Annotated in this window: 22 protein-coding genes and 1 pseudogene; 3 read left to right on the top strand and 20 right to left on the bottom strand. The window is 57.2% G+C overall.

Annotated features, from left to right (window positions below):
* Window positions 1–175: 175 nt before the first annotated feature.
* The 3 genes from QF010_RS07225 to QF010_RS07215 are packed head-to-tail and all read right to left on the bottom strand — an operon-like array spanning window position 176 to window position 2,409.
* The gene (locus tag QF010_RS07225) at window positions 176–835 is read right to left on the bottom strand and encodes an HAD-IA family hydrolase (protein WP_429532754.1); all 660 of its coding nucleotides are present in this window, start codon (window positions 833–835) and stop codon (window positions 176–178) included.
* A 21-nt stretch (window positions 836–856) separates the two neighbouring features.
* Window positions 857–1,231 carry a RidA family protein gene (locus QF010_RS07220; protein WP_429532753.1) on the bottom strand — a complete coding sequence of 125 codons (375 nt, stop codon included), beginning with the start codon at window positions 1,229–1,231 and terminating at the stop codon, window positions 857–859.
* Between the two features lie 47 nt (window positions 1,232–1,278).
* Window positions 1,279–2,409 (bottom strand): alanine racemase, encoded by a 1,131-nt coding sequence (locus tag QF010_RS07215; protein ID WP_429532752.1) that lies wholly within the window; start codon window positions 2,407–2,409, stop codon window positions 1,279–1,281.
* Window positions 2,410–2,496: 87 nt separating this feature from the next.
* On the opposite strand from QF010_RS07215, the gene QF010_RS07210 reads away from it, so the two are divergent.
* Complete coding sequence (locus QF010_RS07210; protein WP_429532751.1) at window positions 2,497–3,402, top strand: LysR family transcriptional regulator; 906 nt, start codon at window positions 2,497–2,499, stop codon at window positions 3,400–3,402.
* 43 nt (window positions 3,403–3,445) lie between these two features.
* Here QF010_RS07210 and QF010_RS07205 read toward each other — a convergent pair whose 3' ends face one another.
* The 17 genes and pseudogenes from QF010_RS07205 to acnA all read right to left on the bottom strand — a co-directional run bounded on the left by QF010_RS07205 (window position 3,446) and on the right by acnA (window position 23,783).
* Window positions 3,446–3,802 carry a hypothetical protein gene (locus tag QF010_RS07205; protein ID WP_429532750.1) on the bottom strand — a complete coding sequence of 119 codons (357 nt, stop codon included), beginning with the start codon at window positions 3,800–3,802 and terminating at the stop codon, window positions 3,446–3,448.
* Between the two features lie 251 nt (window positions 3,803–4,053).
* Window positions 4,054–6,180 (bottom strand): TonB-dependent siderophore receptor, encoded by a 2,127-nt coding sequence (locus QF010_RS07200; RefSeq protein ID WP_429532749.1) that lies wholly within the window; start codon window positions 6,178–6,180, stop codon window positions 4,054–4,056.
* A gap of 552 nt (window positions 6,181–6,732) precedes the next feature.
* Entirely contained in the window at window positions 6,733–7,815 is a 1,083-nt protein-coding gene (locus tag QF010_RS07195) for a helix-turn-helix transcriptional regulator (RefSeq protein ID WP_429532748.1), read from the bottom strand.
* A gap of 253 nt (window positions 7,816–8,068) precedes the next feature.
* The gene (locus tag QF010_RS07190) at window positions 8,069–9,040 is read right to left on the bottom strand and encodes a SphA family protein (protein WP_429532747.1); all 972 of its coding nucleotides are present in this window, start codon (window positions 9,038–9,040) and stop codon (window positions 8,069–8,071) included.
* A 160-nt stretch (window positions 9,041–9,200) separates the two neighbouring features.
* Window positions 9,201–10,169: an amidohydrolase family protein gene (locus QF010_RS07185; RefSeq protein WP_429532746.1), complete on the bottom strand. Its 969-nt coding sequence runs from the start codon at window positions 10,167–10,169 to the stop codon at window positions 9,201–9,203.
* 18 nt (window positions 10,170–10,187) lie between these two features.
* Window positions 10,188–12,029, bottom strand: coding sequence for an FAD-dependent monooxygenase (locus tag QF010_RS07180; protein WP_429532745.1), 1,842 nt, complete (start codon window positions 12,027–12,029; stop codon window positions 10,188–10,190).
* Between the two features lie 65 nt (window positions 12,030–12,094).
* Window positions 12,095–13,132: a 4-hydroxy-2-oxovalerate aldolase gene (gene dmpG / locus QF010_RS07175; RefSeq protein ID WP_429532744.1), complete on the bottom strand. Its 1,038-nt coding sequence runs from the start codon at window positions 13,130–13,132 to the stop codon at window positions 12,095–12,097.
* Window positions 13,129–14,070: an acetaldehyde dehydrogenase (acetylating) gene (locus QF010_RS07170; protein WP_429532743.1), complete on the bottom strand. Its 942-nt coding sequence runs from the start codon at window positions 14,068–14,070 to the stop codon at window positions 13,129–13,131. Before QF010_RS07170 ends, dmpG begins: the two co-directional genes overlap by 4 nt.
* Window positions 14,067–14,849: a 2-keto-4-pentenoate hydratase gene (locus tag QF010_RS07165; protein WP_429532742.1), complete on the bottom strand. Its 783-nt coding sequence runs from the start codon at window positions 14,847–14,849 to the stop codon at window positions 14,067–14,069. The genes QF010_RS07170 and QF010_RS07165 overlap by 4 nt, the downstream gene beginning before the upstream one ends.
* Entirely contained in the window at window positions 14,842–15,687 is an 846-nt protein-coding gene (locus QF010_RS07160; protein ID WP_429532741.1) for an alpha/beta fold hydrolase, read from the bottom strand. The genes QF010_RS07165 and QF010_RS07160 overlap by 8 nt, the downstream gene beginning before the upstream one ends.
* Before the next feature lie 19 nt (window positions 15,688–15,706).
* Window positions 15,707–16,609 (bottom strand): VOC family protein, encoded by a 903-nt coding sequence (locus tag QF010_RS07155; RefSeq protein WP_429532740.1) that lies wholly within the window; start codon window positions 16,607–16,609, stop codon window positions 15,707–15,709.
* A gap of 395 nt (window positions 16,610–17,004) precedes the next feature.
* Window positions 17,005–17,112: pseudogene (locus tag QF010_RS07150) on the bottom strand (hypothetical protein); the annotation flags it as partial.
* 112 nt (window positions 17,113–17,224) lie between these two features.
* Window positions 17,225–17,962, bottom strand: a complete 738-nt coding sequence (locus QF010_RS07145) for a transporter substrate-binding domain-containing protein (RefSeq protein ID WP_429532739.1) — start codon at window positions 17,960–17,962, stop codon at window positions 17,225–17,227.
* The gene (locus QF010_RS07140) at window positions 17,959–18,669 is read right to left on the bottom strand and encodes a TerC family protein (protein WP_429532738.1); all 711 of its coding nucleotides are present in this window, start codon (window positions 18,667–18,669) and stop codon (window positions 17,959–17,961) included. Before QF010_RS07140 ends, QF010_RS07145 begins: the two co-directional genes overlap by 4 nt.
* 30 nt (window positions 18,670–18,699) lie before the next feature.
* Complete coding sequence (locus QF010_RS07135) at window positions 18,700–19,926, bottom strand: lactonase family protein (RefSeq protein ID WP_429532737.1); 1,227 nt, start codon at window positions 19,924–19,926, stop codon at window positions 18,700–18,702.
* Between the two features lie 77 nt (window positions 19,927–20,003).
* Window positions 20,004–21,152, bottom strand: coding sequence for a 2-methylaconitate cis-trans isomerase PrpF (gene prpF, locus QF010_RS07130; protein ID WP_429532736.1), 1,149 nt, complete (start codon window positions 21,150–21,152; stop codon window positions 20,004–20,006).
* Window positions 21,153–21,182: 30 nt separating this feature from the next.
* Window positions 21,183–23,783 (bottom strand): aconitate hydratase AcnA, encoded by a 2,601-nt coding sequence (gene acnA / locus QF010_RS07125; protein WP_429532878.1) that lies wholly within the window; start codon window positions 23,781–23,783, stop codon window positions 21,183–21,185.
* 354 nt (window positions 23,784–24,137) lie between these two features.
* On the opposite strand from acnA, the gene QF010_RS07120 reads away from it, so the two are divergent.
* Window positions 24,138–25,454 (top strand): CitMHS family transporter, encoded by a 1,317-nt coding sequence (locus tag QF010_RS07120; RefSeq protein WP_429532735.1) that lies wholly within the window; start codon window positions 24,138–24,140, stop codon window positions 25,452–25,454.
* A gap of 117 nt (window positions 25,455–25,571) precedes the next feature.
* A complete protein-coding gene (locus QF010_RS07115; RefSeq protein WP_429532734.1) occupies window positions 25,572–26,459 on the top strand; it encodes a GntR family transcriptional regulator in 888 nt (295 codons plus the stop codon).
* The last annotated feature ends 10 nt before the right edge of the window (window positions 26,460–26,469 follow it).

The raw sequence follows: 26,469 nt of genomic DNA, 5'->3' as shown, positions 1-26,469 counted from the left end.
TTTTGAAGTTAAAGTCCGCTGAGTTGGGCGAAGTGCATTAACTGCGCCTCAAACCAGGAACAACCGCGTGCGTTGGCGGCCTATTGCAAGAGCCCGGCGGAGACGCCTTTGTTAGCACTACCCCTGCCGGTGTTGATTTAAAGAGTGACGGGGCGCAGGACGGCGATCAGCAGCACTACTTGCTCAGGCTTCTAATATCCTCAAGCAGGCTATCGAGGGTCGGACGCATGATGAGTGGATCAGGCGCACCGTCGGGAGCGTCGAGCCCTATTCTGTTGTGCCAAAAGGTTGGCAAACCGACTTTCTCCGTACCAAATAAATCGTAGGCTGAACCCGCTACGAATAAGGCGTTAGCAGGCTCGACACCGGCTACTTGCAGGGCGAGTCTGTAAGGTTGCGGATCGGGTTTATAAAAACCGGCCTGTTCAGAAGTGACAATCACGTCGAACGGCACTCCGAGAAGATCCGCCGCGATGCGTCCCAAACGCTCCGAACAGTTGGTGACCACGCCCAATTTGTAGTGCGGCGCCAACTCGGTGAGCACGCGTTTGGCCTCTGGCCAAGGTTGCAACTCGGTCCAGCGTGCCTCCAGATTTTGCGCGGCCTCTTTACCCAGCCCTACACTGATCGCAGCTTCTTCGACCAGCGTTTCATAAGGCCGGTAAGCGCCACAGCCGTAAGTCGCCTTCAAATAAGCCATGCGCCAGGTACGCCCCATCTCAGCGGAGCCTGCAACGGAATTCCAAAGCGTCCACGAGTCGAGCAAAGCGGTGAGTAAATCGAACAGGACGAGTTTGACTGGAGCCTGCTGATCATTGTTTTCAATTGAATTCATAACGACTGCCCTTCTTTAGAGTCATGCAAGTTCAGCGACTGCTGAAATTTCCACCAAAGCCCCATGATGGAGCGGACCACACGGGATAATTACTCTTGCGGGACGGTGCGCGCCCATTAGCGTTGAATAAGCCAGGTTGACGATCGGCCAATAGGCAACATCAACGATGTAGATTTGTACGCTGACCAAATGACTCAACGACGCACCCGCGGCTTGAAGCACCGCTTGTATATTGGCCATTGCCTGAAGAGTCTGGGCTTCTATTCCATCAGGAAATTCATGAGCATCCGGTGGAAACGGCAACTGGCCGGAAATGAAAAGAAGTTTTCCTGCCATTGCACCGTGCGAGTAATGCCCACCCGGTACAGGCAGCTTCTCTGCTGTAATCAACTTCATGTGCCCACCTTGACCGATCAAGTTTTGAATTCTGGTGAATGAATGAATTACCAGCCGGTGATGCGTGGCCAGTAACCGAGACTGCGTCCCTCACTGAAAACGTGATAACCACCGTGCTGCGCCGACGTGGCGCAGGCGTGATTCGGCAAGATCCGCAAAAGCGTGCCCAACGGCAGCAAGCTCTCGGGTTCAAGCGTCCCGGCCCGCGATGAAATGATTCCGTGTTCTTGATTTGTGGAGCTGACAATCAGGTCATCCATCGGTTGGCCGGCGGCGTCACACACGACGCCATATCCCTGATCGACCGTTTGCCTGGCGGTACCACGATCACGGGAAAGTGCCATCCACCCTGCATCGGTAATGATCCAGCCTTTCTCAGCCTGATGACCAATAACGGTCGTCAGAACCGAGACCGCAATATCCTGCACCTGGCACACACTCAGACCCGCCATGACCAGATCGAAGAAGGCGAACACCCCCGCACGAACTTCAGTCACACCGGATAAATCCTCGGTAAAAAGCGCCGTGGGCGTTGAACCGATACTGATAATCGACAGGTTGAAACCCGCACGCGTCAGCATTTGGCTGGCATCGACAATCGCCGCGCGCTCCTGTCGGGCGCAGGCTCTTATTTCGGCGATCGACTGGCTGTCGTAGGACTTGCCGGCGTGAGTCATTACGCCGCAGAGTCTGACGCCGTTGGCTCGCAACAACAGCGCGATTTCCACCAACAGCGGTGATTGCGGGCCGAGGCCGGAACGGTGGCCGTCGCAATCGACTTCCAGCAAGACCTCAAAAATATGCCCCGACGTTTGGGCGAAGTCGGCCAGCAACTTGGCGGTGTCCAGGTTGTCGAGAACCAGCTTGAGTTGCGCGCCTTTGCTGATCAACGCGGCGGCGTGTGCGAATTTGTTGGGTGCAATGCCAACGCCATACAAAATGTCGGTAAACCCGGCCTCGAAAAAGAAGTCGGCCTCTCGCAGGGTTGAAACCGTGATGGGCCCGCGCCCGCCTGCAAACAGGCGCTCGGTGACTTCCAGCGATTTGTTGGTCTTCACGTGTGGACGCAATACCACGTTGAATGCTGCCAGCTTATTGCGCATCCGTTGGATGTTGGCGTCGAGTCGATCGCGATCCAGCAATAGGGCGGGGGTTTCGATATGAGTGAGTGCTGACATGTTTAGTCTCCTGGAATGGCGCTATTCTAAGCCTCCAGTTTCAGATTAAAATTTAATAATACTAATTCTAATATTCAGTGATTCTTAATGAACGAGACATTTGATATTCGTTTTCTCCTGGTCATCCGGGAGAGCGAGAGTTTGTTGGCCGCGTCACGCAAGCTGGGTCTGACGCCCTCGGCGGTGACCCAGCGACTTCAGCAAATGGAGAAAAAACTGTCGATTCGATTGCTGGACCGGTCAGCCCGTCAGCTGCGTTTTACCGATGAGGGCGAGTTCTTGTGCCTGCGTGGGGCAGAGCTGGTCGAGCAGTTCGATACTCTGTTGGCGGACCTGCATGAACGACGCAGTGGCTTCGTTGGCAGGCTGAAAGTCAACGCACCGTTCGGATTCGGGCGCCTGCACGTGGCGCCCGCGGTGGCGGCTTTCCAGCGCCTGCACCCAGACGTAGAGATAGCATTGAGTTTGTCCGAGCAACCGATGGTCGAAGCGGCGGATCGGTTTGATGTCGTTATCCATATTGGAGAACTGCGCGCCTCCAATTTGGTGGGCCATTCCATTGCCCCCAACCGTCGGTACGTATGCGCTTCACCCGCCTTTCTTGAGCAGCACGGTCTACCGGAACACCCCGACCAGCTGGCTGCCCTGCCCTGCATTGCGCTACGTGAAAACAACGAAGACGTCACGCTCTGGCATTTCACACGCGCACGCAACACCCTCAACGTGCGCATTCGTCCGGCGTTGAGCTGCAACGACGGAAGCGTTATCCGGCAATGGGCGTGCGAAGGCCACGGCATCATCATGCGTTCTGAATGGGATGTTGCTGATGCGCTGGCGGATGGGACGTTGATACGACTACTGCCGGGTTGGAAGCTGCCAGATGCCAATATCGTTGCGCTGACGCATCAACGCGAGGGACTGCCTGCGCGAACGCGCAACTTTTTGCGATTTCTACAGGATCAATTCCGACCGCAACCCTACTGGCGACAATAGATGGTTGGTGGCGGCACTGAGTGTGCGGTGTATAGCCATTCCTTCAGCCACCCATAGCGCCAATCAATTCGGCAGAAGTGCGGTAGAGCCTAACACTACCGCGCATCAGGATTTGCGCACTACGTCGATATGCCGCACTGCAAATCTCGATTTTACTGCCTTCCAGCCTTGCAACAACGGTTGCGTCCAGTCTGCCTGCAGGATTTTCGATGCTCACTTCGATATCCGAAAAACACACTTCAGGCGGGATTATTCCCTGAGCAATTTTATTGGCAATAGTCCCCGGTATCAGGCACGCAGCCGCCAGGCAGCGAGACAGGAATCGAACCTTGCGCTTTGTCGTTGAAAAAAAGGAGTTTTTAAGATCAAAAAATTCCTCTACCTCTATGTGTACCCTCATTGAGCTTTTCCAATGGTACGACTGGAACGCGGTGGGGCACCGCGTATACGAAAAATATCCCGGCAGCCCTGCTGAAATAGAGATGATCCTCAGCGCCATCCCATTTATAGGCATCCGAGTGGTGAAAATTTGGGGGCTTTTTAAGTGACTTCGCGAGGACTATAGCGCTATGCCTGGATATCAAATAGAAGAGCAGACACAGCGCATGGTACTCGGATCAGAGGTGCGAGTATTTGCGGAAGTCCGTAAGGTTACAAGGTGTAGGAAATACCAACCTGCACTGTTCTCGGTGCACCAGGGTAAGCGTAGACATTGCCGAAAGCGCCTTCCTCATAATCCCGGTCGAACACGTTCCTCACATCCAGGCTCACCCTGACCTTGTCGTTGATCTTGTAGAAGCTTAGCAAGTCGACGACGGTGTAACTGCCCATCGAAAATGCTGTGTTGGCCGTCTGGCCTGCGCGCTCATCGACGTACTTGCCACCCACACCCAGACCCAGCCCTTTCAGACTGCCATCCTGGAATTCGTAAACGTTGAGCAGGCTGAAGCTGTTCTTCGGAATATTCATCAACCGAGTACCCGACTGGATCACGTTGTCCTTGGTGACCTCGGCATCGACATAGGCATAGCCGCCAATCACCCGCCACTCTGGGGTGACATTGCCCGCCACGTTCAAATCAAATCCACGACTGCGCACTTCGCCAGCGGCCACGCTGAAGGTCGAGTCCACGGGATCGGTGGTCAGGACATTGCGTTTTTCAATCTGGTAGATCGCCGCGTCCACACTCAACTGACGATCCAGGGCTTCCCATTTGATACCCATCTCGTAGGACTTGCCCTTTTCCGGTTCAAAGCCGCCGCCCACTCGACTGGCCCCGCTGTTAGGTTTGAAGGAGCGCGCGGTATCTGCATACACCGCCACGGTATCGGTCAGGTCATACAGCACACCTAGACGCGGCGTTACTGCATTGTCGCTCGCTTCCCAGCTCCTGCCACCCGGAACGAAGGTTTCGTAGTCATGCTCGAAGCGCTCGAAACGCGCGCCTGCCAAGACTTTCAAGCGCTCAGTCAACGCCACCTGATCCTGAACGAAGGCGGCATAGGTCTTGAGATTTTCCTTGTCGTTGGTCGGCGTGCGGGTCAGGGTCGGACGTGGCTGGCCATACACCGGATTGAAGATATCAATCGGGTAGGCACCCACCGCACCGCTGGAGCGCTGGATGATGGACTTGTAGTCGTAATCCTCGTACTCGACTCCGGTCAGCAGGGTGTGATCGAAGCCGCCGGCAGAGAAATGTCCGGTGAGGTTCAGTTGAGTATCCTTGTCTGTCCACTCCAGCTTGCGATAGTTGAAGTTGCGCCCCAACGTACGCCCATCCGCAGCGACGCCGTTCGCTTCGATGGCATTGCCCTTTAAGGTGCCGTCCAGCCACTGGAAACCACCGCCTAATGTCCAGCTGTCATTCAGGAAGTGCTCGAAACGTAGCTGCGCCATGTTGTTGTCGTTATGCAACTTGCCAACGTTTTTTTCGCCAAAGAAGGTGTCACGCGACGCGGTGCCGATCTGATTCGGATAGCGTGTCAAACCGCGATCGAGGGGGTGATTGTTGCGCATGAAGTCGCCTTCTAAGATCACCTTGGTGTCGTCGGTAGCCTGCCAGGAAATAACCGGTGTCACACCATAACGCTCGGTTTCAACATGATCGCGAAAGGTATCACCGCCCTCTCCCACCACGTTCAAGCGGTAGGCCAGGCGACCCTCTTCATCAAGCGGGCCGGAGGCATCCAGCGTGCCGCGACGCATCCCCTGATCATCGAGCTGGCTGCCCAGCGTCACGCTGCGCTCAGCCAGAGGCTGCTTGGAGACAACATTGAATGTGCCGCCAGGATCACCACGGCCATAGAGAGTCGTTGCGGGGCCTCGCAGCACTTCCAACCGCTCAATGCTGTTCGCATCCGGCATGTTCGGGTAACCACGGTTGATCGGAAAACCGTTGCGATAGAACTCGCCGGTGGTAAATCCACGCACCGTGAAAGTGGTCAGCCCCTGACCGCCGAAGTTGTTAGCCCGGCCCACTCCGCCGGCGTAGTCGAGCGCGTCCTGAAGCCGGGTTGCCCCGATGTCATCCACAACGTCCTTGGTCACCACACTGATGGACTGCGGCGTTTCATGAATCGCCGTGTCAGTTCGTGTCGCGCTGGCGGAACGGGTTGCTCGATAGCCCTCCACCGGCCCTTGGGCAGTTTCGTATGCCGACGTGCCGACGATGTCGGTCGCTTGCAGCTCCAGGCTGGCTTTATCGGTTGTCGCTTGCTCCGCCCAGGAAGGAACGGAAAACGCCTGAAGCACACAGATAGAAACCAACGTACGACGCATCGAGGAAGCCTTGTGAAAATAGCCAAATGGGGGGCATACATGCCAATAATCGCCGCGCATGGTATACCACATCATTAGCATTCGATACGTATTCGCATTTGTATTTGTATTTTATTAACTCCACCTGCGGATTTACGAGGTGCTTAAAAAACCTCCAACAAACAAGACCCTACACCGACGCTAATTGACCCACCTGCCGAGGCAAGACGTCCCCATCTCCAAACCTTCAAAAATCCAGCATAGGCAAGGATTTGCGAGGAATCAGACTGGGTGAGTGAAATCTCAGCAACTGGGGTAATTCGGCGTAGGCGCCAACAGCCTGATTCTTTACCATGCATTTTCGTGAGGCTGGACCAGAGGCTTCGGCAACCCATTCGGGCTATTGTGTGGATGTCCGTTCCTGGCCGAGGCTGTGTGAAAACGTATTAGATGTTGTATAAAACCCCGAGAAATCCAATCGGCGCCCGCTCGGAAGCTGAAATTTTTGTATTGTTTCCAGCCATCTACGGACAGGAACTCTGTAAGGCATCTCTTTTCTTACAGAGCCTACCCCTAAGCACTCTGTGCTGAAGTCTCCCGCATCGCTCCAGGGGTCAAACCACACCACTTGCGGAAGGCCCGATTAAATGCGGCTTCCGAACTGTAGTTGGTTTTCTCGGCAATCGTGGCGATGCTCAGTCTGGTGTTGGTAAGCAGTTCACTGGCGCGGGCAAGGCGCACGTGACTCACGAAATGCCGCGGCGACATGCCTACCGAGGCGCTGAATCGGCTGGTCAGCGCAGAGCGACAGACGTGGGCGATCTCGACCAGATCCTGCAGGTCCCAGTCTCTGTGTGGCTCCTTGAGCACGGCGGAAATCACCCGCGCGACAGCAGGATCGGCCAGCCCCTTGTAGATTGGTCCGGCGTCCGGTTGCGAGGTGGCTTCCTTGAGGGCGATGGTCAGTAGTGCTTCGGTCAAGCGGATGGCGGCAGGCTGGGTGATCGATTGGCTGACGCGCTGTACGTCGAGTTCGTCATGTATAGCGTTGAGCAGCGAGCGGTGCTGGTCGGCGAAGTTCTTCAACAGCATCGGCCCCGGCAAACCGTTGATCAGCGCGCCAGAAGTCTGCTTGTCGACGAACATGATGACCATGCGCAGTTCGAACAACTCACCGCCGCCGCCATAATTTACGTGCTGATTGAGCAGCAGGCCGAGCGAGGGATGGCCCTGTGCGTCGATGAGATGAGGCTCCACCTGCCTGGCCATCAGATCACGAATGTCGATGCACGGCGTGTGCTCCGGCGCCATGATCCTGTGGCGCGTGTGGCAGGGCAGCACCAGCATGTCACCTTGACAGAAGGTCACGGACTCCACCGGTGCGTCGAACGCCACCACACACCGGCCGCGATAGGCCTCATAGATCACGAAGGTATCCGGCCCGTAACTGACATCCACGCCGAACGGTGCGGTGAGGTTGGCATGCCCCGGCACGGCTGCGGACAACCGGATGGAGCGCAGGAGATGATCGATTGCTTCCGAAGGCAGGTAACGCGCAGGATTGGAAAGCGACCACATGACCTCGTCGCGGTACTTGAAAAGCCCTTGATCAGGGACTTTCAGCGTGGGTGCAATAGCCTTGGCTACCTGAGACATACTCTTTCTCCAACTGCACGAGCAGAGAGGCATGGCGTGCCTGATTATTGTTGTTGCGACAAATTAGCGCACCCCTTCGAGGGCGTCCATCGGCTTTTATGTCGGCCAGATGCCGCGGTGGGGGTGCCCGTGAGCAAAGGCCATTGAGGTCGCAGCTAAGCCCCGCCTGACGAGGTAAAATTCTGCCGCGTGCACGCGACAAAGCCGGCACCCCGCGGGACCGGCCTTGTGGAGAACGCGGCAGTAGTAGGCTTCAGAAAACCTTCCAGCCCATGATCATCACCAGGCTGTAGCCGGAAAAGGTGTTTTCCGCATCGTAGTTGGCAGCCGCTTTCACCTTGAGCTGGCTACCAAGGCTGGGTAGGAACACGCTGACCACCGGACCGACCGAGCCGGAGGAGAATTTGCTGTCGTTAGTGCGGGTGCCGTCGGGAAGTTTGTCACCGTCGATCTGCTTGGCCTGCTGCCCGGCGATGCCTACTTGCCAGTTACCGTAGCGCTCGGTGATCGCCCAGTCCAGGTTGACCACCGTACCGGCGTCGAAGTCGGTGGCACTGTTTTTTTGCGGCATCGAATAGAACAGCCGCGCACTTAACTCGGTGCCATCGCCACCCAGCGAGTACTTCGGCCCGGTCAGATAGCTCACCGCCAGGTTCGGCGAGACGATCCAGGTGTTGCCACCGGTGTTGACCGGCTCGTGTTTGTCATAGCGCCCAGTGGGCATGGTGAGACCTAGACCACCACCAAGAGTCAGACCGTAGGGCAGCGGTGCCAACGTGGTATTGCCCGCCTCGCCGCCACCCAGGTATTTGCTCCAGAAAAACAGGTCGCTGTAGATGTCGGCAGTACCCGAACTGCAGTTGCGCTCGCCGAAACGAACGCAGCGACGGCCATAACCAAACTGCGCAGAGGTGGCGATACTGCCGCCGAAAACCTTGGTGTCATAGACATAGTTGAACCCGACGACACCGGCCGACGCATCGAAGCCGGTGTCGAACGGAACCTTGTCGCCTTTGACGTCGCGGTAGTCATCGGATGTGACACCAATATAGCCGGCGCCCATATACAGCCCTGGCTGAGGGGGTAGATACGCGGCGCCAATGTCGGTCCCGCCGATAGGGCCACCGTAGATAGGTGTTTCGCCGGCTAGAGCGGTGCTCAGCATGAAGAGTGCCGCCAGTCCGGCCAGAAACGGAACAAAGCGTCGTGTTGGTTTTGCGCGCATGAAGGTTGCCTCGATTATTTTTGTTGTTTTTAGTTTTTTAGTTTTTTAGTTTTGTCGTTTTGTTTGTTTTGACAGCGGAGCATGGCGGCCTGCAGCTTGGCGCCGTGGAACGCCTAGCTGCAGACAGCCCGATACCGTCAACCGGAATTCGTTCAGGGGGCTATCGAGCGTCGCTAATTCTCTTCGCCGCGCGGGGGAACAACGCCAGCGCGTTACGGCCGATCTGCTCGACCTGCTCACGCCGTAGCCCATTGAAAGCAAGTATCTGCTCGATATTGGCGATGGCCGTGTGTTCAGCGGTGCATGGAGCCCCGCAGTCCGATCCGTACACCAGGTGTTCGGCGCAGGTCATCGCCAGGCCCGCAGACAGGCTCTGCGACGAGCCGCTCATCGCGGTATCCAAGTACAGCGCTGCCAGTTGCTCGCGCATTTCCTGCTGGGAAACTCGCTGCGGGTTGGGCACCCAGGACTCGTTGCCGAGCAGGATCAGCCTTCCCGACAGTGCGGGCAGCGCACCGCCACAATGGGCAAGAATGAACCGGATGCCTGGGTAACGCCTGAACACGCCGGCATATAGCATGTCGGTGATGACGCTCGCTGTCTGGTAGGCCACCTCCAACAGCACGCCGGGCCGGGCAAACTCTCCCGGCACGGCGTGATTGGGGTGCACGAACACGACTGCCTGGCGCGTATTGAGCTCGATCCAGAGTGGTTCCAGATGCGGGTCGGAAAGAAACACGCCGTTGTACTGGCAATACACCGCGAACCCGTCCGCCTGCAGCGCGTCGGTGCGCGCCAGTTCGCGCAGAGCAGCCTCGCTGTCGTCGGTGGGCAGTCCTGCCAGCAGGCCGAAACGCGCCGGGTAACGGGCAACCAGTTCAGCGCCGTAGCGGTTGCTCGCTTCCAGCACCGAATGATTGGTCGCCACCATGCTGAGCATCTGCATGCTGATGCCGACCCTGTCCATGTAGGCCAGACGCTCTTCGAGCGACCACTCCGGCGGCTGTTCTCCAGACCAGTGATCCTGCTGCAGGCCCTGCCACATCGCCGAGTATTGCTCGGTCGAACGTGGCGGGCTGAAGTGTGCGTGGACGTCGATCCACGCATCGACCAAGGGTTTGTTGTTCATCTTTAGGCTCCTGAGCAATCAGCCGTGCGCGGCGAGCGCAAGGTCAGGGCGTTGCAGCTTCACCTGTTCGGCACCTGCGGAATGCGCGGTATCAAGCAACTGCGCCATCACCGCCGGCAACTCCGCAGCACCGGCCGAAGTCTGCGCCCGCCAGGCGATGTGGCCATCCGGCCTGACCAGCACGGCGCCATCGGCGTCGGTACCGCGCACTCGCGCCCAGTAGCCTAGGGGATCGCGCACTGCGCCAAAGCGCGAGTCGATCTGCAGCACGTTGATCACCACACCGCTGTCACGAAGAACGGTCTGCGCGGCCTCAAACCAGGCGCCACCACCGCGACCGGTGAGCAGCGCGAACTGGCCGCGACCGACCAGGTCAAGGGTGGAAATACGTCGACGCCCCTTCTCGACCCAGGCATGCGGCAGGCGTGCGCCCGGCCAGGTGGTCGGCGTATAGGCGACGTCCGGATGACCGTCGACCTGCGGTTCCGGCGAGCCGTCGTCGACCCGCGCGCCAGTCCGGTAGCGGTAGCCCAACTCGATGCCCAGGGCATTAAACGCCGGGTCCAAAACTTCCTGTTTGAGCCGCTCGAAACCCGCGCGGCGGGCATCACCCACGGGGCCGTCCTCGTGCAGTAGCAGCAGCGACTGCTTGACCTCATCCGGCGTGGCGCCTGGGTGAATGCCAAGAAACTCGGCATAGAAGCGACCCCAGAAACCCATCGCCGAATCCCAGGCGCGGTTGACGATGCGCTCACCCACCGGCTGGCGTTCCTGCTCGTAGCTCTGGAGCAGCTCCGGCCCTGCCTTGCCTTCCAGCAAGAGTTTGAGTTTCCACGCCAGGTTGTAACCGTCGGCGACCGACGTATTGGAACCCAAGCCATTCATCGGCGGGTGTCGATGCACCGCGTCGCCCATGCACCACACCCGGCCCTCGCCATAACGAGTTGCCCACATCTTGTTCATGGTCCAGCGCGACACGCCCTTGACCACGATATCCACGGTGTTGTCGCCGATTACCGACTGCACGCGCTTGCGAATGGTTTCGGGGTCGCCATCAAAGGTCATACCCGGCGGCATGCTCCAGCCGGCGATCCATTCGTCCCAAGGGGCGACGTTGACGAAGGTGGCGCCGTTGTACATGTCGGTAGACCAGAACATCGCGCCCGGACGATGGGCACAGTAGCGGGCCAGGTCGCCCTTGAACCACACGTAGATGACTTCACCAATGCCCGCGTCGCCACCAATGCCCATCTGCCCCTCGAACGGCAAGGCCAGTGCCTCGACGACCTTGCTGCGGGCACCGTCAGCGCCCAGTAGATAATCGGCACGCACTTGGTAGCTCACGCCGCTCTGCACCTCGACGACGGTGGCGGTAACTCCCTCCTCGTCCTGCACAAAGGATTCCAGGCGATGGCTGAAACGCAGGTCAGCAACGCCAGCATCCTCGATGGCCTCAATCAGCACAGGTTCCATGATGTTCTGTGGGATATTGCACATACCGCAGGGGCTCGCCTGGGCGTACCGCGCAGCGTGTTCTTCACCGGCGCCCCAGGCCTCGGAGCGATAGACTTCCGGGCCGGACAAAGTAGTAATCCAGGCATTGCTCCACATGCCTTCGGCCGGTGTGGCTTTGGCTTTGATGGCCTCCTCGATGCCGAGGTCGCGGAAGATTTCCATGCTGCGCTGGTTGGTAATGTGCGCACGCGGCGTGTGGGCTGCGCCAGGAAACATCTCGAGCAGCATGTGCGGAATGCCATAGCGGCTCAGTGCCAAGGAAAGCGTCAGCCCGGCAGGGCCGGCACCGGCGATCAGAACGGGGGTACGCAGGTCATACGGGGTCTTCACGGTAGACGTATTCATTACCGAGTTCCTATTCATTTTGTTGTTCCCGCAGCGGGATTTGTAGAAAAGGTAAAACCTGACAGTCATCTGGGTCGGCTATTCGTCCCAGGTGTGGTGCCCTTGAGCAGATCCAGCGCCACGTCGACGATCATGTCTTCCTGACCGCCGACCATTCGCCGTCTGCCCAGCTCGACGAGGATGTCGAGGGTCTTCAGCCCGTATTTTTCGGCGGCTACTTCGGCGTGACGCAGAAAGCTGGAGTACACACCGGCATAACCCAGGCCGAGGGTTTCGCGGTCGACCCGGACCGGCCGATCCTGCAGTGGGCGCACCAGATCGTCGGCCGCATCCATCAGCCTGTAGAGGTCAGTACCGTGATGCCAGCCCAGGCGCTCGGCGGCGGCGATGAACACCTCCAACGGCGCGTTGCCGGCGCCGGCGCCCATGCCGGAGAGGCTGGCGTCGACCCGATCACAGCCCTCTTCCACCGCGACAATGGAGTTAGCCACGCCAAGGCTAAGATTGTGGTGGGCGTGCATGCCGGTCTGGGTTTCCGGGCTCAGCGTTGCCTTGAACGCGCGCATGCGGTCACGGATATCGTTCATGTTCATGGCGCCACCTGAGTCGGCCATGTAGATGCACTGCGCGCCGTAGCTCTCCATCAGCTTGCCCTGACGCGCCAGCTCTTCGGCGGAAATCATGTGGCTCATCATCAGAAAGCCGACGGTGTCCATGCCTAGCGAACGGGCGTACTCGATGTGTTGTCTGGACACATCCGCCTCGGTGCAATGCGTGGCCACGCGAACGGTGCGCGCGCCGGCGTCATAGGCGGCCTTGAGGTCATGCACGCTGCCGATACCCGGCAACAGCAGCACAGCGATACGAGCGTGATGGATGACGTCCGCAGCCGCTTCGATCCACTCCAGATCGCTATGGGCGCCGAAACCGTAGTTGAAGCTGGACCCTTGCAGGCCGTCGCCGTGAGTGACTTCGATGGAGTCGACTTTGGCCTGATCGAGCGCGCGCGCGATGTCCTGCACGTTCTGGATCGAGTACTGGTGGCGGATCGCGTGGCTGCCGTCGCGTAGGGTCACGTCGGAGATATATAGTTTCTTGCTCATGCCGAGGCTCCCATGGCCAGCGCCATGCGCTCGGCGGTGGCCAGCGCGGCGGAGGTCATGATGTCGAGGTTGCCGGCGTAGGCCGGCAAGTAATGCGCGGCACCTTCCACTTCGAGGTAGATCGAGGTCTTGAGGCCGCTAAAACGACCATGGCCAGGAATGTTCAGCGGGGCCGACTCGGGGATCACGTCGAACTGCACAGTCTGTTTGAGCCGATAGCCCGGCACGTAAGCCTGCACGGCGGCAACCATTTCCTCGACGCTGGCGGAGATCTGCGCCTGGTCGGCGGCTTCACTGAGCACGAATACCGTGTCGCGCATCATTAGCGGCGGCTCGGCCGGGTTCATGATAATGATCGCCTTGCCCTTGGCCGCACCTCCGATCACTTCGATGGCCTTGCTGGTGGTCTCAGTGAATTCGTCGATGTTCGCGCGGGTGCCGGGGCCGGCGGACTTGCTGGCGATCGAGGCGATAATCTCGGCGTAGTGCACTTTGGCCACCCGCGACACGGCAGCGACCATCGGGATGGTTGCCTGGCCACCGCAGGTGACCATGTTGACGTTGAGCTGGCTGAGGTTCTGCTCCAGATTGACCACCGGCACACAGTACGGGCCGATGGCAGCGGGCGTCAGGTCGATCAGCCGGATCCCCGGTTTGATGCCACGCAGGAAGGCGTCATTCTTCACGTGGGCGCCGGCGCTGGTGGCATCGAAAACGAAGTCGATTTCGGCAAACACCGGCAGGCGGGTCAGGCCTTCGACCCCTTCATGGGTTGTCGCCACTCCCAGTCGGGCGGCTCGGGCCAGGCCGTCGGAGTTGGCATCTATGCCGACCATCGCGCCCATTTCAAGGTGCTTGGCGTTACGCATCACCTTAATCATCAAGTCGGTGCCGATATTGCCCGAGCCGACGATGGCGACTTTCAGTTTCCGGCTCATGTCGCGTCTCCATAGCTGAAGGCAACCGTACCCAGGCCGCCTATCTTCGCCATCACACTGTCACCGGGGTTAAGGCTGACCATTGGACCGAGCGCGCCAGTCAGCACGATGTCACCGGCGCGCAGCGGCTCGCCAGCGGCAGCCAGGGTGCGTGCCAGCCAGGCGGCGGCCTTCAGCGGATGACCCAGGCAGGCGGCGCCGGCACCGACCGACGCCACTGCGCCATTGACCTCCAGCACCATGCCGCAGCTGTACAGATCCAGCCCAGCCAGGCCGTGGCTTTGCCGACCCAGCACGAAACCGGCACTAGAGCCGTTGTCGGCGACGGTGTCGGCAAAGCTGATCTTCCAGTCGGCAATCCGACTGTCGACGATCTCCAGCGCGGCGACCGCATGCAGCGTGGCGGCTGCGATGTCGTCTTCGTTAGCCGTCAGGCTGGTCACGTCACGGGCCAGCACCAGCGCCACTTCCGCTTCGACACGTGGCTGCAGCATGGCCGACGGGCTCAGCATGCCACCGTCCGGCAGCCACATGTCATCAAACAGCACGCCGAAATCCGGCTGATCGACGCCAAACTGTTTCTGTACCGAGAGTGACGTGAGGCCGACCTTGCGGCCCACGATGCGCCGCCCCTGCTCCAGCCAGTGACGGGTGTTGATCGCCTGCACCTGATAGGCACCGGCCGCATCATCGGTCGCCAGGCCGTCACGCAGCGGCGCCACAGCCCCGCCCTGGTACGCGCTCCGCAGGCGCTTGGCCAGCGTTTGATGATCACTCATGGCGCTGCTCCAAGAAGCCATGCACCAGGGTGTTGAATTCGTCAGCCTTTTCCAGCTGAGCCCAATGGCCGCACTGCGGGAACACGTGCAGGCTGGCGTTGGGTAGCAGACGCAGCAACAGCAGGCTGGTGTCCCACGGGATCACCCGGTCCTCCTTGCCGTAGATCAGCAGTGTGCGATGCTGCAGGTCGGCGCCCACTAGACGCTGCCAGAGGTTGAGCATCGGGTGGCCTTTCCACTCACGTTTTTTCAGCAGATCGGGATGGGTCGCGGCCTGGTAGCGGGCTTCGATCAACTCGGGGGTGATCATCGACTGGTCGTAGACCATGATGCGCATCGCTGCTTCGAGCTTCTCGCGGCTCGGGCCCTCGCCCTGGTAAAAGCCACCGAGAATCTTGATGCCCTCAGTCATCATTGGCGTGAACATGGTCGGCGAACCGCCCGGCCCCATCAGCACCAGATTGCCCACCAGCTCCGGCCGGGTCATCGCCAAGGTGAGGGAAATGGTGCCACCCATGGAGTTACCAACGAAGTCCGCGCTTTTCACCCCCAGTTTGTCGAGCGCCTTGCCAAACAGTTCGGTATAGAAATCGGTGTCCTGATAGGCACTAAGCGGCTTGTCCGACTGGCCGTAATGCGGGGCGTCGAAGGCGATGACACGGTACTGCTCGGCGAAGGCCGGCAGGTTGGTGCGGTAGTTGCTCCAGGCCGAGGCGCCGGGGCCGCCACCGTGCAGCATCACCAGCACGCGATCGCCCACTTCGGTGTCGTGGTAATGGATGTTGAGGCCGTCGATCTCGATGAATCGGGAGGTGCTTTCGGAAGTATGCGTAGTCACAATCGAATCCTTATGGGCATCACTTGGAGGCTTGAAAAGCGGGCGGCATGCGGAACTCATGACCCCAGCTGCTATTGGTGGGGTAATGGGTCACGTGCCAGGTTTCGTCGTCGATCTGGATGCCGCCCCAGCCGATTTCCACCGACCAGCCGGACGGCGTCAGCACGTAGAACGAGAACATGTTGTCGTTCACGTGGCGGCCTAGGTCGATGAGGATGTGCGCACCTGCCGCCTTGGCGCGGCTGTAGGCGAAGCCCACTTCATCAAGGGAATTCATTTCCAGCAGGATGTGATGCAGACGCGGGCCATTGGACGGCGGCATGTCGACGATGGCCAGAGAGTGGTGACGCTCGTTGACCCGCATGAACATCGCCTCACGGTTGATGCCGGAGATCATCAGTGAGTCGGTAAGTTTGAAGCCCAGCACGCGCTGGTAGAAGTCGATCTGCTCCTGATAGCGATCAGTGGCCAGCACCAGATGCCCTAGGCCCTGTTCCTGGGTAAGAAACGGCCGCGCACCGACCGGCGACACGAATGGTTGGTTGGCCAGCAGGGTCGGCCCGTAATGCGCTTCGATCAGCACACCATCGAGATCGCGGAAGCGGATCATTTCCCGCACGCTGAGAGCTCGCGCCGCTTCGATGTCGACCTCGTCGAAGGGAATCTGCGCCGCGCGCAAGTCATCGCGCAGCTGGTTCAGGTCGGCGCTACTGCGGCACTCCCAACCTACATAAGCCACATCATCATGGTCGCCGGGGTGGATGATAATACGTCGCTGATGCAGATCGGCTCTTAGTACCAGAGTGCCGTCTTCTAGCTCCTGACCAATCTGCAGGCCAAGCACGTCAGGGGCAAATTTCTTCCATGCGCCGATATCGCGCGCCGTGAATCCGATGTAGCCGAGGGTATCAATACCAAACATGGTGGCTCCTCTAGCGAGTCATTGTTCTTGTATTGCGATCCGGTCCGTTACCGGTCTCGCTTGCCAAGAATTCTGCTGCAGAGCCACTAGGCGGTCATTACCCGATGTACCGTTACTCTTGATAGTTCGTACATGGATGACTTGATAAGCGCTGGGGTTTCGGAGGTACTAAGAGGAAGTCGTACGACAGCGCTAATCAACTAATACTGCTTCATTCCCGCCAGCTCTCAAAGACGGCGATTAAAGAGGCGAGCTCTCACTCAGGAGATCGGACATTGGCGGTTAACTTTAAGCGTCGCGGTAATATCGCGGCGGCTGGCAGCCGCTGGCTTCAATGTCGCCATGCTGTCCTCGTCTCGCATGTGAAGCGCTGGCAAAAGAGCTGGGTAGTATCAAATCAGCCGGATCTGAGACTTGCGCAAGGACTCAAGCAAATCCAGGCTTTCTTCTTTTACGCCTTAGTTTTCCAGACGTTGCACAACGACACCAGCAGCCTTTGCCATTTCTACTTACGTTGATAATCGAGGCGATCTTTCACCTCACCTACTGATTTAAAATCACAGAACCAATAGATCAGCCGTTTTTTGGGGGCAGCCCCAACTGCTGACGTAGAAGTTACTCAGATGGACGCACGACCCTCGCGTCACGCTCACCGGTTTCGCTGAAAGCTTTGGCGACAAAGCCGCTTCGCAAGTGCCGACCAATGAAATCTTGGACGTATTGCGCAGCGACGATGCGGTGTTTGGGAATGGCCATCGCCTGACGAATCTCAGTGAAGTTATCCGTCAATACTCGGACGCCTGGAGTCGCCCTGGAAAACCGTTCCAACGGCTGACGAACACCTGCGGCAGCCTCGAGCCCCATTTCCAGGAATGTATCGACAGCGCCTGTCGAGGTGGTTGCTCGCACCAATTGGGCATCCTTTAACGTTCGAGTCAGGTACAGGTCATAAGCCGCCCCGCGACCAACAGCAATGCGGTTTCCGCCGACATCCAGATCACAAGCTCGATGGAACTGACTTTCCGATTTCACGAGGTAAGTACCATCGATGCACACGTAGGGATTCGAAAACGCGATTTTCTCAGCCCGGACGGGTTCGATAGCCAGGAAAGCCAGATCCCATGCGTCTTCTTCCAGCACAGCGAACACCTTGCCAGCAGCATCGTAAGGAGTCAGTGAAATAGAGATTCCGAGTTCATCCGCGAGCACGTTAGCCAAAGCCACCGAGACACCCGATAGAACGCCAGTATGCTCATCCTGTTTGGCCAGTACAGGATTCCCAAGATTTATCGCAACTCGGAGCACGCCATGAGGCGCCAAATCCGTTCGCACATCGGCACCGTCAAATTTCATGGCAACTCGCTCCTTTCATTTTCTGGCGTGCTTTCGCTAGCCTCATTTCTGGTGACTATGATTTTTCCGATCATCAATACCAAGAGCACACCTACCGCACCGGCGACGTAATGTGCCCATGCGGGCACCGATGGCAGGCTGATATCGCTGATTGCCATGCTCCCTGCGATCCAGCCAAGAAGAGCAGCTCCGAGGGTGATGACGATCGGATATCGATCCATGAAATGGAGCACCAGCTTGCTGCCCCAAATGATGATTGGAATGCTGATGACGATACCGAAGATCACTAGCTCAAGCTTCCCATTAGATGCACCCGCAACAGCAATGACGTTGTCCAAGCTCATGACTGCATCGGCGACGATGATGGTTTTGACCGCGCCTAATAGCTTGGGGCTCGCCGTCATGTCGTCATGGGCGTCGTCCCCCTCAGGCACCATCAACTTGATGCCAATCCAGAGCAACAAAGCAGCGCCAATCAGCTTGAGATAGGGCAGCTCAAGCAGCTGGAGTGCAAAGAAAATCATCCCGACCCGCAACAAAATCGCACCCAATGCACCGCCGATGATGGCGCGATTGCGTTGTATTTCCGGGAGTTTTCGACATGCCAGTGCAATGACGACTGCGTTATCACCACCCAATAAAATGTCGATGGCGACAATTTGCATCACCGCCAGCCAGAGCCCTGGCGAGTTTATGAGTTCGATCAAAATGAGCTCTCCAAGCCAGGGACCGGTCGATCAGACAGTTTTAAATATCATGCAAACAGGGCTGCCAGTCTTGATGACTTGACCATTGGGAGAGAGCGAACCCGAGCTCTGATCGACATCAAAGGCAACGATGGTGTCGGTTTCTTCATTGGCTACGAAAAGGCGAGAGCCATCCGGGGTCAGATTCATGAAACGTGGTTTGCGACCCTGCGACGGTGTGTGTCCTTTAGCGGTAAAAGCGCCACTCTGCTCAAGCGCGAAAGTAGCCACCGTATCGTGGCCTCGATTCGACACGTACAGATACTTTCCTGAAGGTGCCATCACAATAGCCGCCGCTCGGCTGTTGCCAGTGAAGCTCGCAGGCAGCGTGGAGACAATCTCTTGTGGAGTTAACCCGCCCTGCTCAGGATCGTAGGCGTAGCCCGTCACACTGCTGTCGAGCTCGTTCACCACATAAGCGTTTCTGCCCGCACGCGAGAAAACCACATGACGCGGGCCTGAGCCGTCTCGGGACTTGATCAAACTGACCTGAGTAGCGCCATATTTCGCATTGTTCTGGTTCATGCGATAAACAAAGATGCTGTCCAATCCTTTGTCGGGGATTACCAGGAAGCGTCCCGACGGATCGAAAGGAATCATGTGAGGATGGGAACTCGTTTGCTCTACTTTGTGGGGGCCGGGTTCGCCAGGCAATGACTCCAGATGAACCAACTCGCCTAAGCGTCCATCTTCCTGGATCGGAAAGACCGCGAAGCCACCCGTTGCGTAGTTGGCAACGGCTAAGAATTTATTGGTGGGATCAACGCTCAGGTGTACTGGGTTTTTGCCCTGAGTGCCCACTGTATTCAGCTTGGTCAACTCCCCGGTCTTGCCATCGATGTCAAAAGAGCTGACCTCGCTCAGATCACCATGCACGCAGTAAAGGTGGGTCTGGGATTGATCAAAGGCCAAAAACGATGGATTCACAAGTTCATTTAGCGTTTGAACCAGCGTGCACGCACCTGTTTCAGGCGCATAGCGGTAAACAGTAATGCCGACGCCACGCGCGTTTCGCTCTTTGGTCGTGCGTGATCCAACATAAGCAAACCTAGGGGTCTGCGAAAGTTTGTTGTTCATCATTTTGCTTTCATCACTTGTGGAGGCAGCATGGGCTGAGAGAGTGAAACCACCAGCCAACGCGCCACCCGCCGCAATGGCCGATAGCTGAATAAATTGGCGGCGCAGCATCGAGTGACGAAGGGTTTCGGATGAACTCATGGTGTGGTTCTCTGTTGTATTTATTGTTGAAACAGCGACGCTCATGCCGGGTGTTGCCGGCATGAGCATGGGCTGAATCAGAGAGTTTCGGGAATGCGTATCCAGCCTTCCATCAGCCGGCGAGCACTACGGCTCATGACAGCTTTTTCAACCACCCAGGCTCCGTCCTCCAACGCCGTTTTCGCACCAACTGCAACGCTGCCTGCGGTGTGGCCCATACGTACCTGGCGATCACCGATATCACCGACAAGGCGATTGATGAGCGTGCCATCCAGACCCGCTGCGACAGCAACAGCCACGGCACCGGTACCAGTGATCGCATGATGAAGTTTGCCCATTGAGAGAATGCGCGCGATGACGTCGATATCGCACGGCTCTACTTGTTTGCCACCAGCCGCCTGGTAGGCTTGAGGTTTGGCAACCATGCAGAGTTTCGGAGTATGGGGACGCAAACGTGTCGCCTCTTCGGCGCTTTCCGCCAAGCCCATTGCCACAGTGCAATGAGCGCGGATGGTCTCCAGTTGCGCGAGCAGTTGGGTGTCACTATTCACTCGGTCTTGAGTTTCGGTTCCAATCAACCCCACCTTTTCAGCATCTATGAAAATGGTTGGGTTGCCTGCATTCAACAGCGTAACGGACAGTTTGCCGATGCCTGGGATGTCCAATTCATCCACGGCATTGCCCGTCGGCAGAATGCTGCCATCTGAACCACCTGGGTTCAGAAACTCAAGAACAACTTCGGCTGCTGGGAAGGCGACACCGTCGAGGACAAAGTCGCCTTCTTCCTGAACTTCACCGTTACACATTGGTACGTGGGCAATGATTCGTTTCTGGATATTGGCCTGCCAGATCCGGACGACTGCAATACCATCGCGAGGTGCAACCACCAGACCTTCAGAGATCGCATATGGGCCGACCGCCGAGCTCAAGTTGCCGCAGTTCCCTGACCAGTCAATGACCGGAGTTTGGATAGCCGGAGCGCCGAACAAGTAATCCACATCGCAGTCTTCGCGAGTGGATTTACCGATGATCACCACCTTACTGGTACTGGAAGTCGCGCCGCCCATACCGTCGATCTGCTTGCCGTATACATCTGGACTGCCGATTACACGAAGCAAAATGGCGTCGCGCTCGGCACCTGCCGGTGGCAGATGCTGGTCGAGAAAAAACACACCCTTGCTGGATCCGCCGCGCATGTATACAGCTGGAATACGTCTTTGAGTCATCAAAATTCTCCTGAAGCAGATCAGCGCTACTTAGCTAGCGGATACGTTCTTCATACTTTCGATAAGCAGTTGCGGCAGCAGACCACCGCTGCGGAAGTAACGAACGTCTTCGAAGGTATCCAGACGGCTCACTACGGTGATGTGCTCCGTTTCACCGTTTTCGCGCTCGATCACAAGAGTGACTTTCGCACCAGGCTGGAAATCATCGGTGATGCCTTCAACGCTGAAAGTTTCGCGTCCGTTCAGCCCTAGGCTCTGGCGCGAGCCACCCTGCTCGAATTGCAGCGGGAGAATACCCAGGCCTGCCAAGTTGGTGCGGTGGATGCGTTCAAAGCTTTCGGCGACAACAACACGGACACCTAGCAGACGCGGGCCTTTTGCTGCCCAGTCTCGAGAGGAGCCGCTGCCATATTCCTTACCGGCCACAACGATCAATGATTGTTTGCGATCTGCGTATACCTCGGCAGCCTGGAAAATTGTGGTGACTTCTTTTTCAGGCAACAGCAAAGTCCACGGGCCTTCACGACCGTCTTCAAGCAGTTCGTTTTTCAGGCGCGGGCTGGCGAAAGTGGCGCGCTGCGCCGCCTCATGGTTACCGCGACGAGTGCCGTAGGAGTTGAAGTCAGGCACCGCAATACCGTGCGACTGCAGGTACTGACCAGCATCACTTTCCGGGAGAATCGCACCAGAAGGCGAGATGTGATCGGTGGTGATGTTGTCCGCCAGCATGGCGAGAACGCGCATGTTGCTGAGGTCTTTGCTGATATCGGTTGCAGTGACGGCATCGCTCCAGTACGGAGGTTTGCGGATGTAGGTGCTGTTCTCTTGCCAAGCATATTGATCGCTGACACCGGCGCGCAGATCGCTGGCAATCAAGCCCGCTTCACGCGGAACATCTTCGTAGGCCTTGTCGAACAAATCGGCAGTCAGATTATCCGCTTCGATTTGAGTTAGCTCCTCATCGCTCGGCCACAACTCGTGCAGATAAACCGGCACGCCATTGTCATCGAGACCCAATGCATCCTTTTCTGGATCGATCAGGTAGGTACCTGCAATCGCATATGCCACGATCAACGGAGGTGACATGATGAAAACTTCACGCGCAAGTGGGTGAACTCGGCCCTCAAAGTTACGGTTGCCTGATGTCGCGGCCACAGTTTCCAGCTTGCGAGCACGAATTTCGTCTTCGATTTCCGTGCTCAGCAGTGGGCCGGACATACCGTTGCAGGTAGTGCAGCCGTACCCAACGAGGTTGAAACCCAAGTCATCCAAGTCTTCATTCAGTCCGGAACGTTCAAGATACTCCGATACCACCATGGATCCTGGTGCGAAGGAGGTCTTCACCCATGGTGCTCGTTTCAGGCCACGTTTACGGGCATTGCGTGCAACCAGACCTGCGGCAATTACACCGCGTGGGTTAGAGGTGTTGGTGCAGCTGGTGATCGCGGCCAAAACGACCGATCCATTATCGAGGACGGTAGGCAAGTTGGTTGCAGGCGCCTTCTGGCCCAGCACGATGCGCTGGTGCGGTTGTTTTGGGCCGGCAATTGAACGGGCAACGGTACTGAGGTCGAGCGTTACGACTCGGTTGTATTCAACCTCAGACAGGCTGTCATGCCACAAGCCTTGTGCCCTAGCATAGGCTTCCGTCAGACCAGAGATCTGACCGCCACGACCGGTCATGCGCAGGTAGTGCAGAGTACGATCATCAATGGCAAACATCGCAGCTGTCGCACCAAATTCCGGTGCCATGTTCGACAGTGTCCCACGGTCTGCCAGCGATAGCTGCGGAACGCCTGGACCGAAGAACTCTAAGAACGAACCAATCACACCGGCTTTACGCAGCAGTTCGGTCAGAGCCAGTGCGATGTCAGTTGCCAGGTAGCCCTGAGGCAGCGCGCCTTCCAAACGAACACCCACGATTTCAGGTAGTCGCAGCATGAGGGATTTACCCAGCATTGCCGCTTCAGCTTCGATACCACCGACACCCCAGCCCAATACGCCGATGGCATTGATCATGGTGGTGTGGCTGTCGGTGCCTACAAGCGTATCGGGGAATGCCCACAGTTCGCCGTCGCGACGCTGAGTACCGACAACAGTGGTCAGTCGTTCCAGGTTGATTTGGTGAAGGATGCCTTTGCCCGACGGAATGATCGAAAGATTGTTGAATGCCTTATTGCACCAGTCCAGGAACTGGAAGCGCTCCGCATTGCGTTCACGCTCGATGGCCTCGTTGTCAGCGAGTGCGCTGGCATCACCCCAACGCTCAACATTAAGCGAGTGATCCACCACTAAGTGAGTTGGAGTAACTGGGTTTACCAACCGTGGGTTTCCGCCTTTTGCGGCTACGGCATCACGCAGACCAGCAAGATCGACCAGTGCCGGCGTACCGAGCAGATCCTGGAGTACAACCCGAGCTGGACGGAATGGGATGTCGAAATCTTTGGAGCGGGCACAAATCACTTTCAGTGCGGCCTCGGGATCAGCCCCACCACGCAAAACGTTTTCGGCAAGGATTCGCAAGCTGTAAGGCAGCTTCGCGTAATCACCGCCCAGGTCAGTTACAACCCCACGGATATCACTGACACGGTATTCGATTCCGTTTGCGGTAACGGTTCGACCCTTTGACATAGGCATTGGCTAATCCTCACAGGCTGTACGGGCAATGTTTTTGTGAGGGTCATATTGCACTTTGTCATGATATAGGTCAATGTTGATTCATCCGATTCCTCCCAACCATGAGATCGGACGTACCCAACCAACGATTTCTACTGTGCACAGTCGCTCCTCCGATGCAGCGCCCAGTTAGGTACGGTAGAAAAAATAAACATAAGAGAATCGAGGCTCACCATGACCAAGCTCCCATGCCCCAGCTCCACCTTCACTCCCATTTGTATCGAGCCAGTCTCGATCTAAAAGCCAAGGCGCTATCCGGCCACATGGCTGACGAGAGCCACATACGTCTACAAAAATGGGAGTTCGACCGTGCTAACAGTCCTTGGCTTTTCAATGGTCATCTGTTTCATGTACCTGATCATGATGAAGCGCCTTTCCGCGCTCATCGCATTGATCTTGATACCGATCATTTTCGCGTTGATTGGAGGCCACTACGTAGGTCTCGGCGCCATGATGCTCGACGGCGTTAAAACGCTCGCACCAACGGGCGTGATGCTGACTTTTTCGATTCTTTACTTCGGCATCATGATTGACGCAGGGTTGTTTGACGGCCTTGTGCGCTTCATCCTGAAAGTGGTGAAAGGCGACCCTCTTAAGGTCTCGGTAGGGACAGCCATTCTAACGATGCTTGTATCGCTGGATGGTGATAGTTCGACTACGTACATGATTGCCTGTGCTGCCTTCTTACCGCTGTACCAGCGGCTGGGAATGAGCGTACTGGGCATGACATGCCTAGTGAACATTGCCAGCGGCATCATGAATATTTCTCCGTGGGGTGGCCCGACCGCCCGCGCAGCCGCGGCACTGCACGTGGATGCGATGGAGATTTTCCTACCAATGATTCCAGGTATGCTGCTAGGCGCGGCATGTCTGATCTTGACCGCTGTAGTCATTGGTCGCAAAGAGCGCACGCGCCTTGGCATCCTTCACCTGGATGACGTCCATCATGGCTCCATGTCGCTGGGTAACGGCTCAGCAGAAGAATGTGATGAGAATCGTCGCCCGAAGATGTTCTGGCCAAACTTGACCCTGACGCTGGGCCTGATCGCGTGCTTGATCATTGGTGCCATGCCAATCCAGATCTTGTTCATGGTCGGCTTCGCTATCGCCATCATGCTCAACTATCCAAACATCGAGCAGCAAAAAGCTCGTATAGCCGCTCACGCAATGAACGTGCTTGCAGTTACAGCTGTCATTTTCGCGGCAGGCATTTTCACGGGGATCCTTTCCGGAACCGGCATGGTGGATTCCATGGCCAAGAGCTTGCTGCATGTAATTCCACCAAGCTTCGGCCCGTTCCTGGCTGTATTCACCGCCCTCGTCAGCTTGCCGTTTACATTTTTCATGTCTAACGATGCGTTCTACTTCGGCATTCTGCCGGTGATTGCTCAAACCGCCGCTCAGTACGGTATAACCCCATTGGAAATCGCACGCGCTTCGGTGGTGGGTCAGCCAGTACACCTGCTCAGTCCACTAGTACCTTCGCTGTATCTCCTTGTTGCTCTGGCAAAAGTGGATCTCGGCGATCACCAGCGCTTCGCTCTCAAATGGGCCATTTTGGCGAGCTTCGGCCTGCTGGTAGGCGGCCTTTTGTTTGGTGCATTCCCACTTTACCAAGTGCGCTAGGAGACGCTTAAAGCTTTATAGAGTATGGGCAGAGACAAAAAATTGGTCTCTGCCGCTAAGCCTACCAACGCGATAGAATGAGAATTCCATGGTCAGCTCTATTCGGTTCTCTATCCAATGCCTCTAAGCCCTCTGCAAGCACGCATTGCGCGTGACATTGTCTCTCACGTTCGTCGTGAGCGGTTCGATATAGGCCACCACTTGGTCGAGTCACAGCTCGCAGCAACGCTCAATGTTTCACGTACGCCGGTCAAGTTTGCCATGGGCCATTTGGTCGAAAAGGGCATGCTCACCTACGACCGAAACCGAGGCTATTTCTTGGCCAGATCCAGTGACGATCTAATAGACGTTGCCTCAGAAGTCATGGAGAGCAGTGACGACCCGCTCTACCTGAAAATTGCAGAATTGCGTCTCAGTCGACAGCTCCCTGAGCTGTTTACAGAAATTGAATTCATGCGCCAGTTTGATGTGTCACGGGCAGCCCTCAGGGTGGTTCTAGCACGTATCCAACAGGAAGGATGGATTGAACAGCGTGCCGGCCAAGGATGGCGCCTTCTACCCATGATTGACTCCGTAGAGGCGTACGAAGAAAGTTATTCGTTCCGCGCAACTATAGAGCCCTCAGGCCTGCTCTCACCTACCTTCCTGATTGATCGGGAAACGCTCGCAACCTGTCGTAAACAGCAGGAGTTCATTGCCAACGGCGGTTTTCTTACGATGACGCCTCAAGAGTTGTTCGAGGCGAACTCACTGTTTCACGAAACTCTTGCCGCTTGTTCCGGCAATCGCTTCCTAGAACAAACTGTTCGACGCCTTGACCAATTGCGTCGACTGGTTGAGTACCGTCAAGCCAGTACACGAGCTCCACGTAAAGGCCAGGCGGAAGAACATCTCGCTATCCTCGACTGCCTGGAGCGCGGGGATCGGCTGGCGGCTGCGGACCAAATGCGCAAACACCTGGAACAAGCCCGACGTAAAAAAGTAGATCCCGCGCTGTTCGAGTAACCCTCCCGCC

The sequence above is a fragment of the Pseudomonas silensiensis genome (genome assembly GCF_050434865.1).
Lineage (GTDB): Bacteria > Pseudomonadota > Gammaproteobacteria > Pseudomonadales > Pseudomonadaceae > Aquipseudomonas > Aquipseudomonas fluorescens_W.
This window is presented reverse-complemented; position numbering and strand designations above follow the sequence as displayed.

Bases quoted from the DNA above. Each gene is read 5' to 3' on its own strand.
- QF010_RS07225 (WP_429532754.1), bottom strand. From the start codon at position 835: ATGAATTCAATTGAAAACAATGATCAGCAGGCTCCAGTCAAACTCGTC.
- QF010_RS07220 (WP_429532753.1), bottom strand. From the start codon at position 1,231: ATGAAGTTGATTACAGCAGAGAAGCTGCCTGTACCGGGTGGGCATTAC.
- QF010_RS07215 (WP_429532752.1), bottom strand. From the start codon at position 2,409: ATGTCAGCACTCACTCATATCGAAACCCCCGCCCTATTGCTGGATCGC.
- QF010_RS07210 (WP_429532751.1), top strand. From the start codon at position 2,497: ATGAACGAGACATTTGATATTCGTTTTCTCCTGGTCATCCGGGAGAGC.
- QF010_RS07205 (WP_429532750.1), bottom strand. From the start codon at position 3,802: ATGAGGGTACACATAGAGGTAGAGGAATTTTTTGATCTTAAAAACTCC.
- QF010_RS07200 (WP_429532749.1), bottom strand. From the start codon at position 6,180: ATGCGTCGTACGTTGGTTTCTATCTGTGTGCTTCAGGCGTTTTCCGTT.
- QF010_RS07195 (WP_429532748.1), bottom strand. From the start codon at position 7,815: ATGTCTCAGGTAGCCAAGGCTATTGCACCCACGCTGAAAGTCCCTGAT.
- QF010_RS07190 (WP_429532747.1), bottom strand. From the start codon at position 9,040: ATGCGCGCAAAACCAACACGACGCTTTGTTCCGTTTCTGGCCGGACTG.
- QF010_RS07185 (WP_429532746.1), bottom strand. From the start codon at position 10,169: ATGAACAACAAACCCTTGGTCGATGCGTGGATCGACGTCCACGCACAC.
- QF010_RS07180 (WP_429532745.1), bottom strand. From the start codon at position 12,029: ATGAATACGTCTACCGTGAAGACCCCGTATGACCTGCGTACCCCCGTT.
- dmpG (WP_429532744.1), bottom strand. From the start codon at position 13,132: ATGAGCAAGAAACTATATATCTCCGACGTGACCCTACGCGACGGCAGC.
- QF010_RS07170 (WP_429532743.1), bottom strand. From the start codon at position 14,070: ATGAGCCGGAAACTGAAAGTCGCCATCGTCGGCTCGGGCAATATCGGC.
- QF010_RS07165 (WP_429532742.1), bottom strand. From the start codon at position 14,849: ATGAGTGATCATCAAACGCTGGCCAAGCGCCTGCGGAGCGCGTACCAG.
- QF010_RS07155 (WP_429532740.1), bottom strand. From the start codon at position 16,609: ATGTTTGGTATTGATACCCTCGGCTACATCGGATTCACGGCGCGCGAT.
- QF010_RS07145 (WP_429532739.1), bottom strand. From the start codon at position 17,962: ATGAAATTTGACGGTGCCGATGTGCGAACGGATTTGGCGCCTCATGGC.
- QF010_RS07135 (WP_429532737.1), bottom strand. From the start codon at position 19,926: ATGAGTTCATCCGAAACCCTTCGTCACTCGATGCTGCGCCGCCAATTT.
- prpF (WP_429532736.1), bottom strand. From the start codon at position 21,152: ATGACTCAAAGACGTATTCCAGCTGTATACATGCGCGGCGGATCCAGC.
- acnA (WP_429532878.1), bottom strand. From the start codon at position 23,783: ATGTCAAAGGGTCGAACCGTTACCGCAAACGGAATCGAATACCGTGTC.
- QF010_RS07115 (WP_429532734.1), top strand. From the start codon at position 25,572: ATGCCTCTAAGCCCTCTGCAAGCACGCATTGCGCGTGACATTGTCTCT.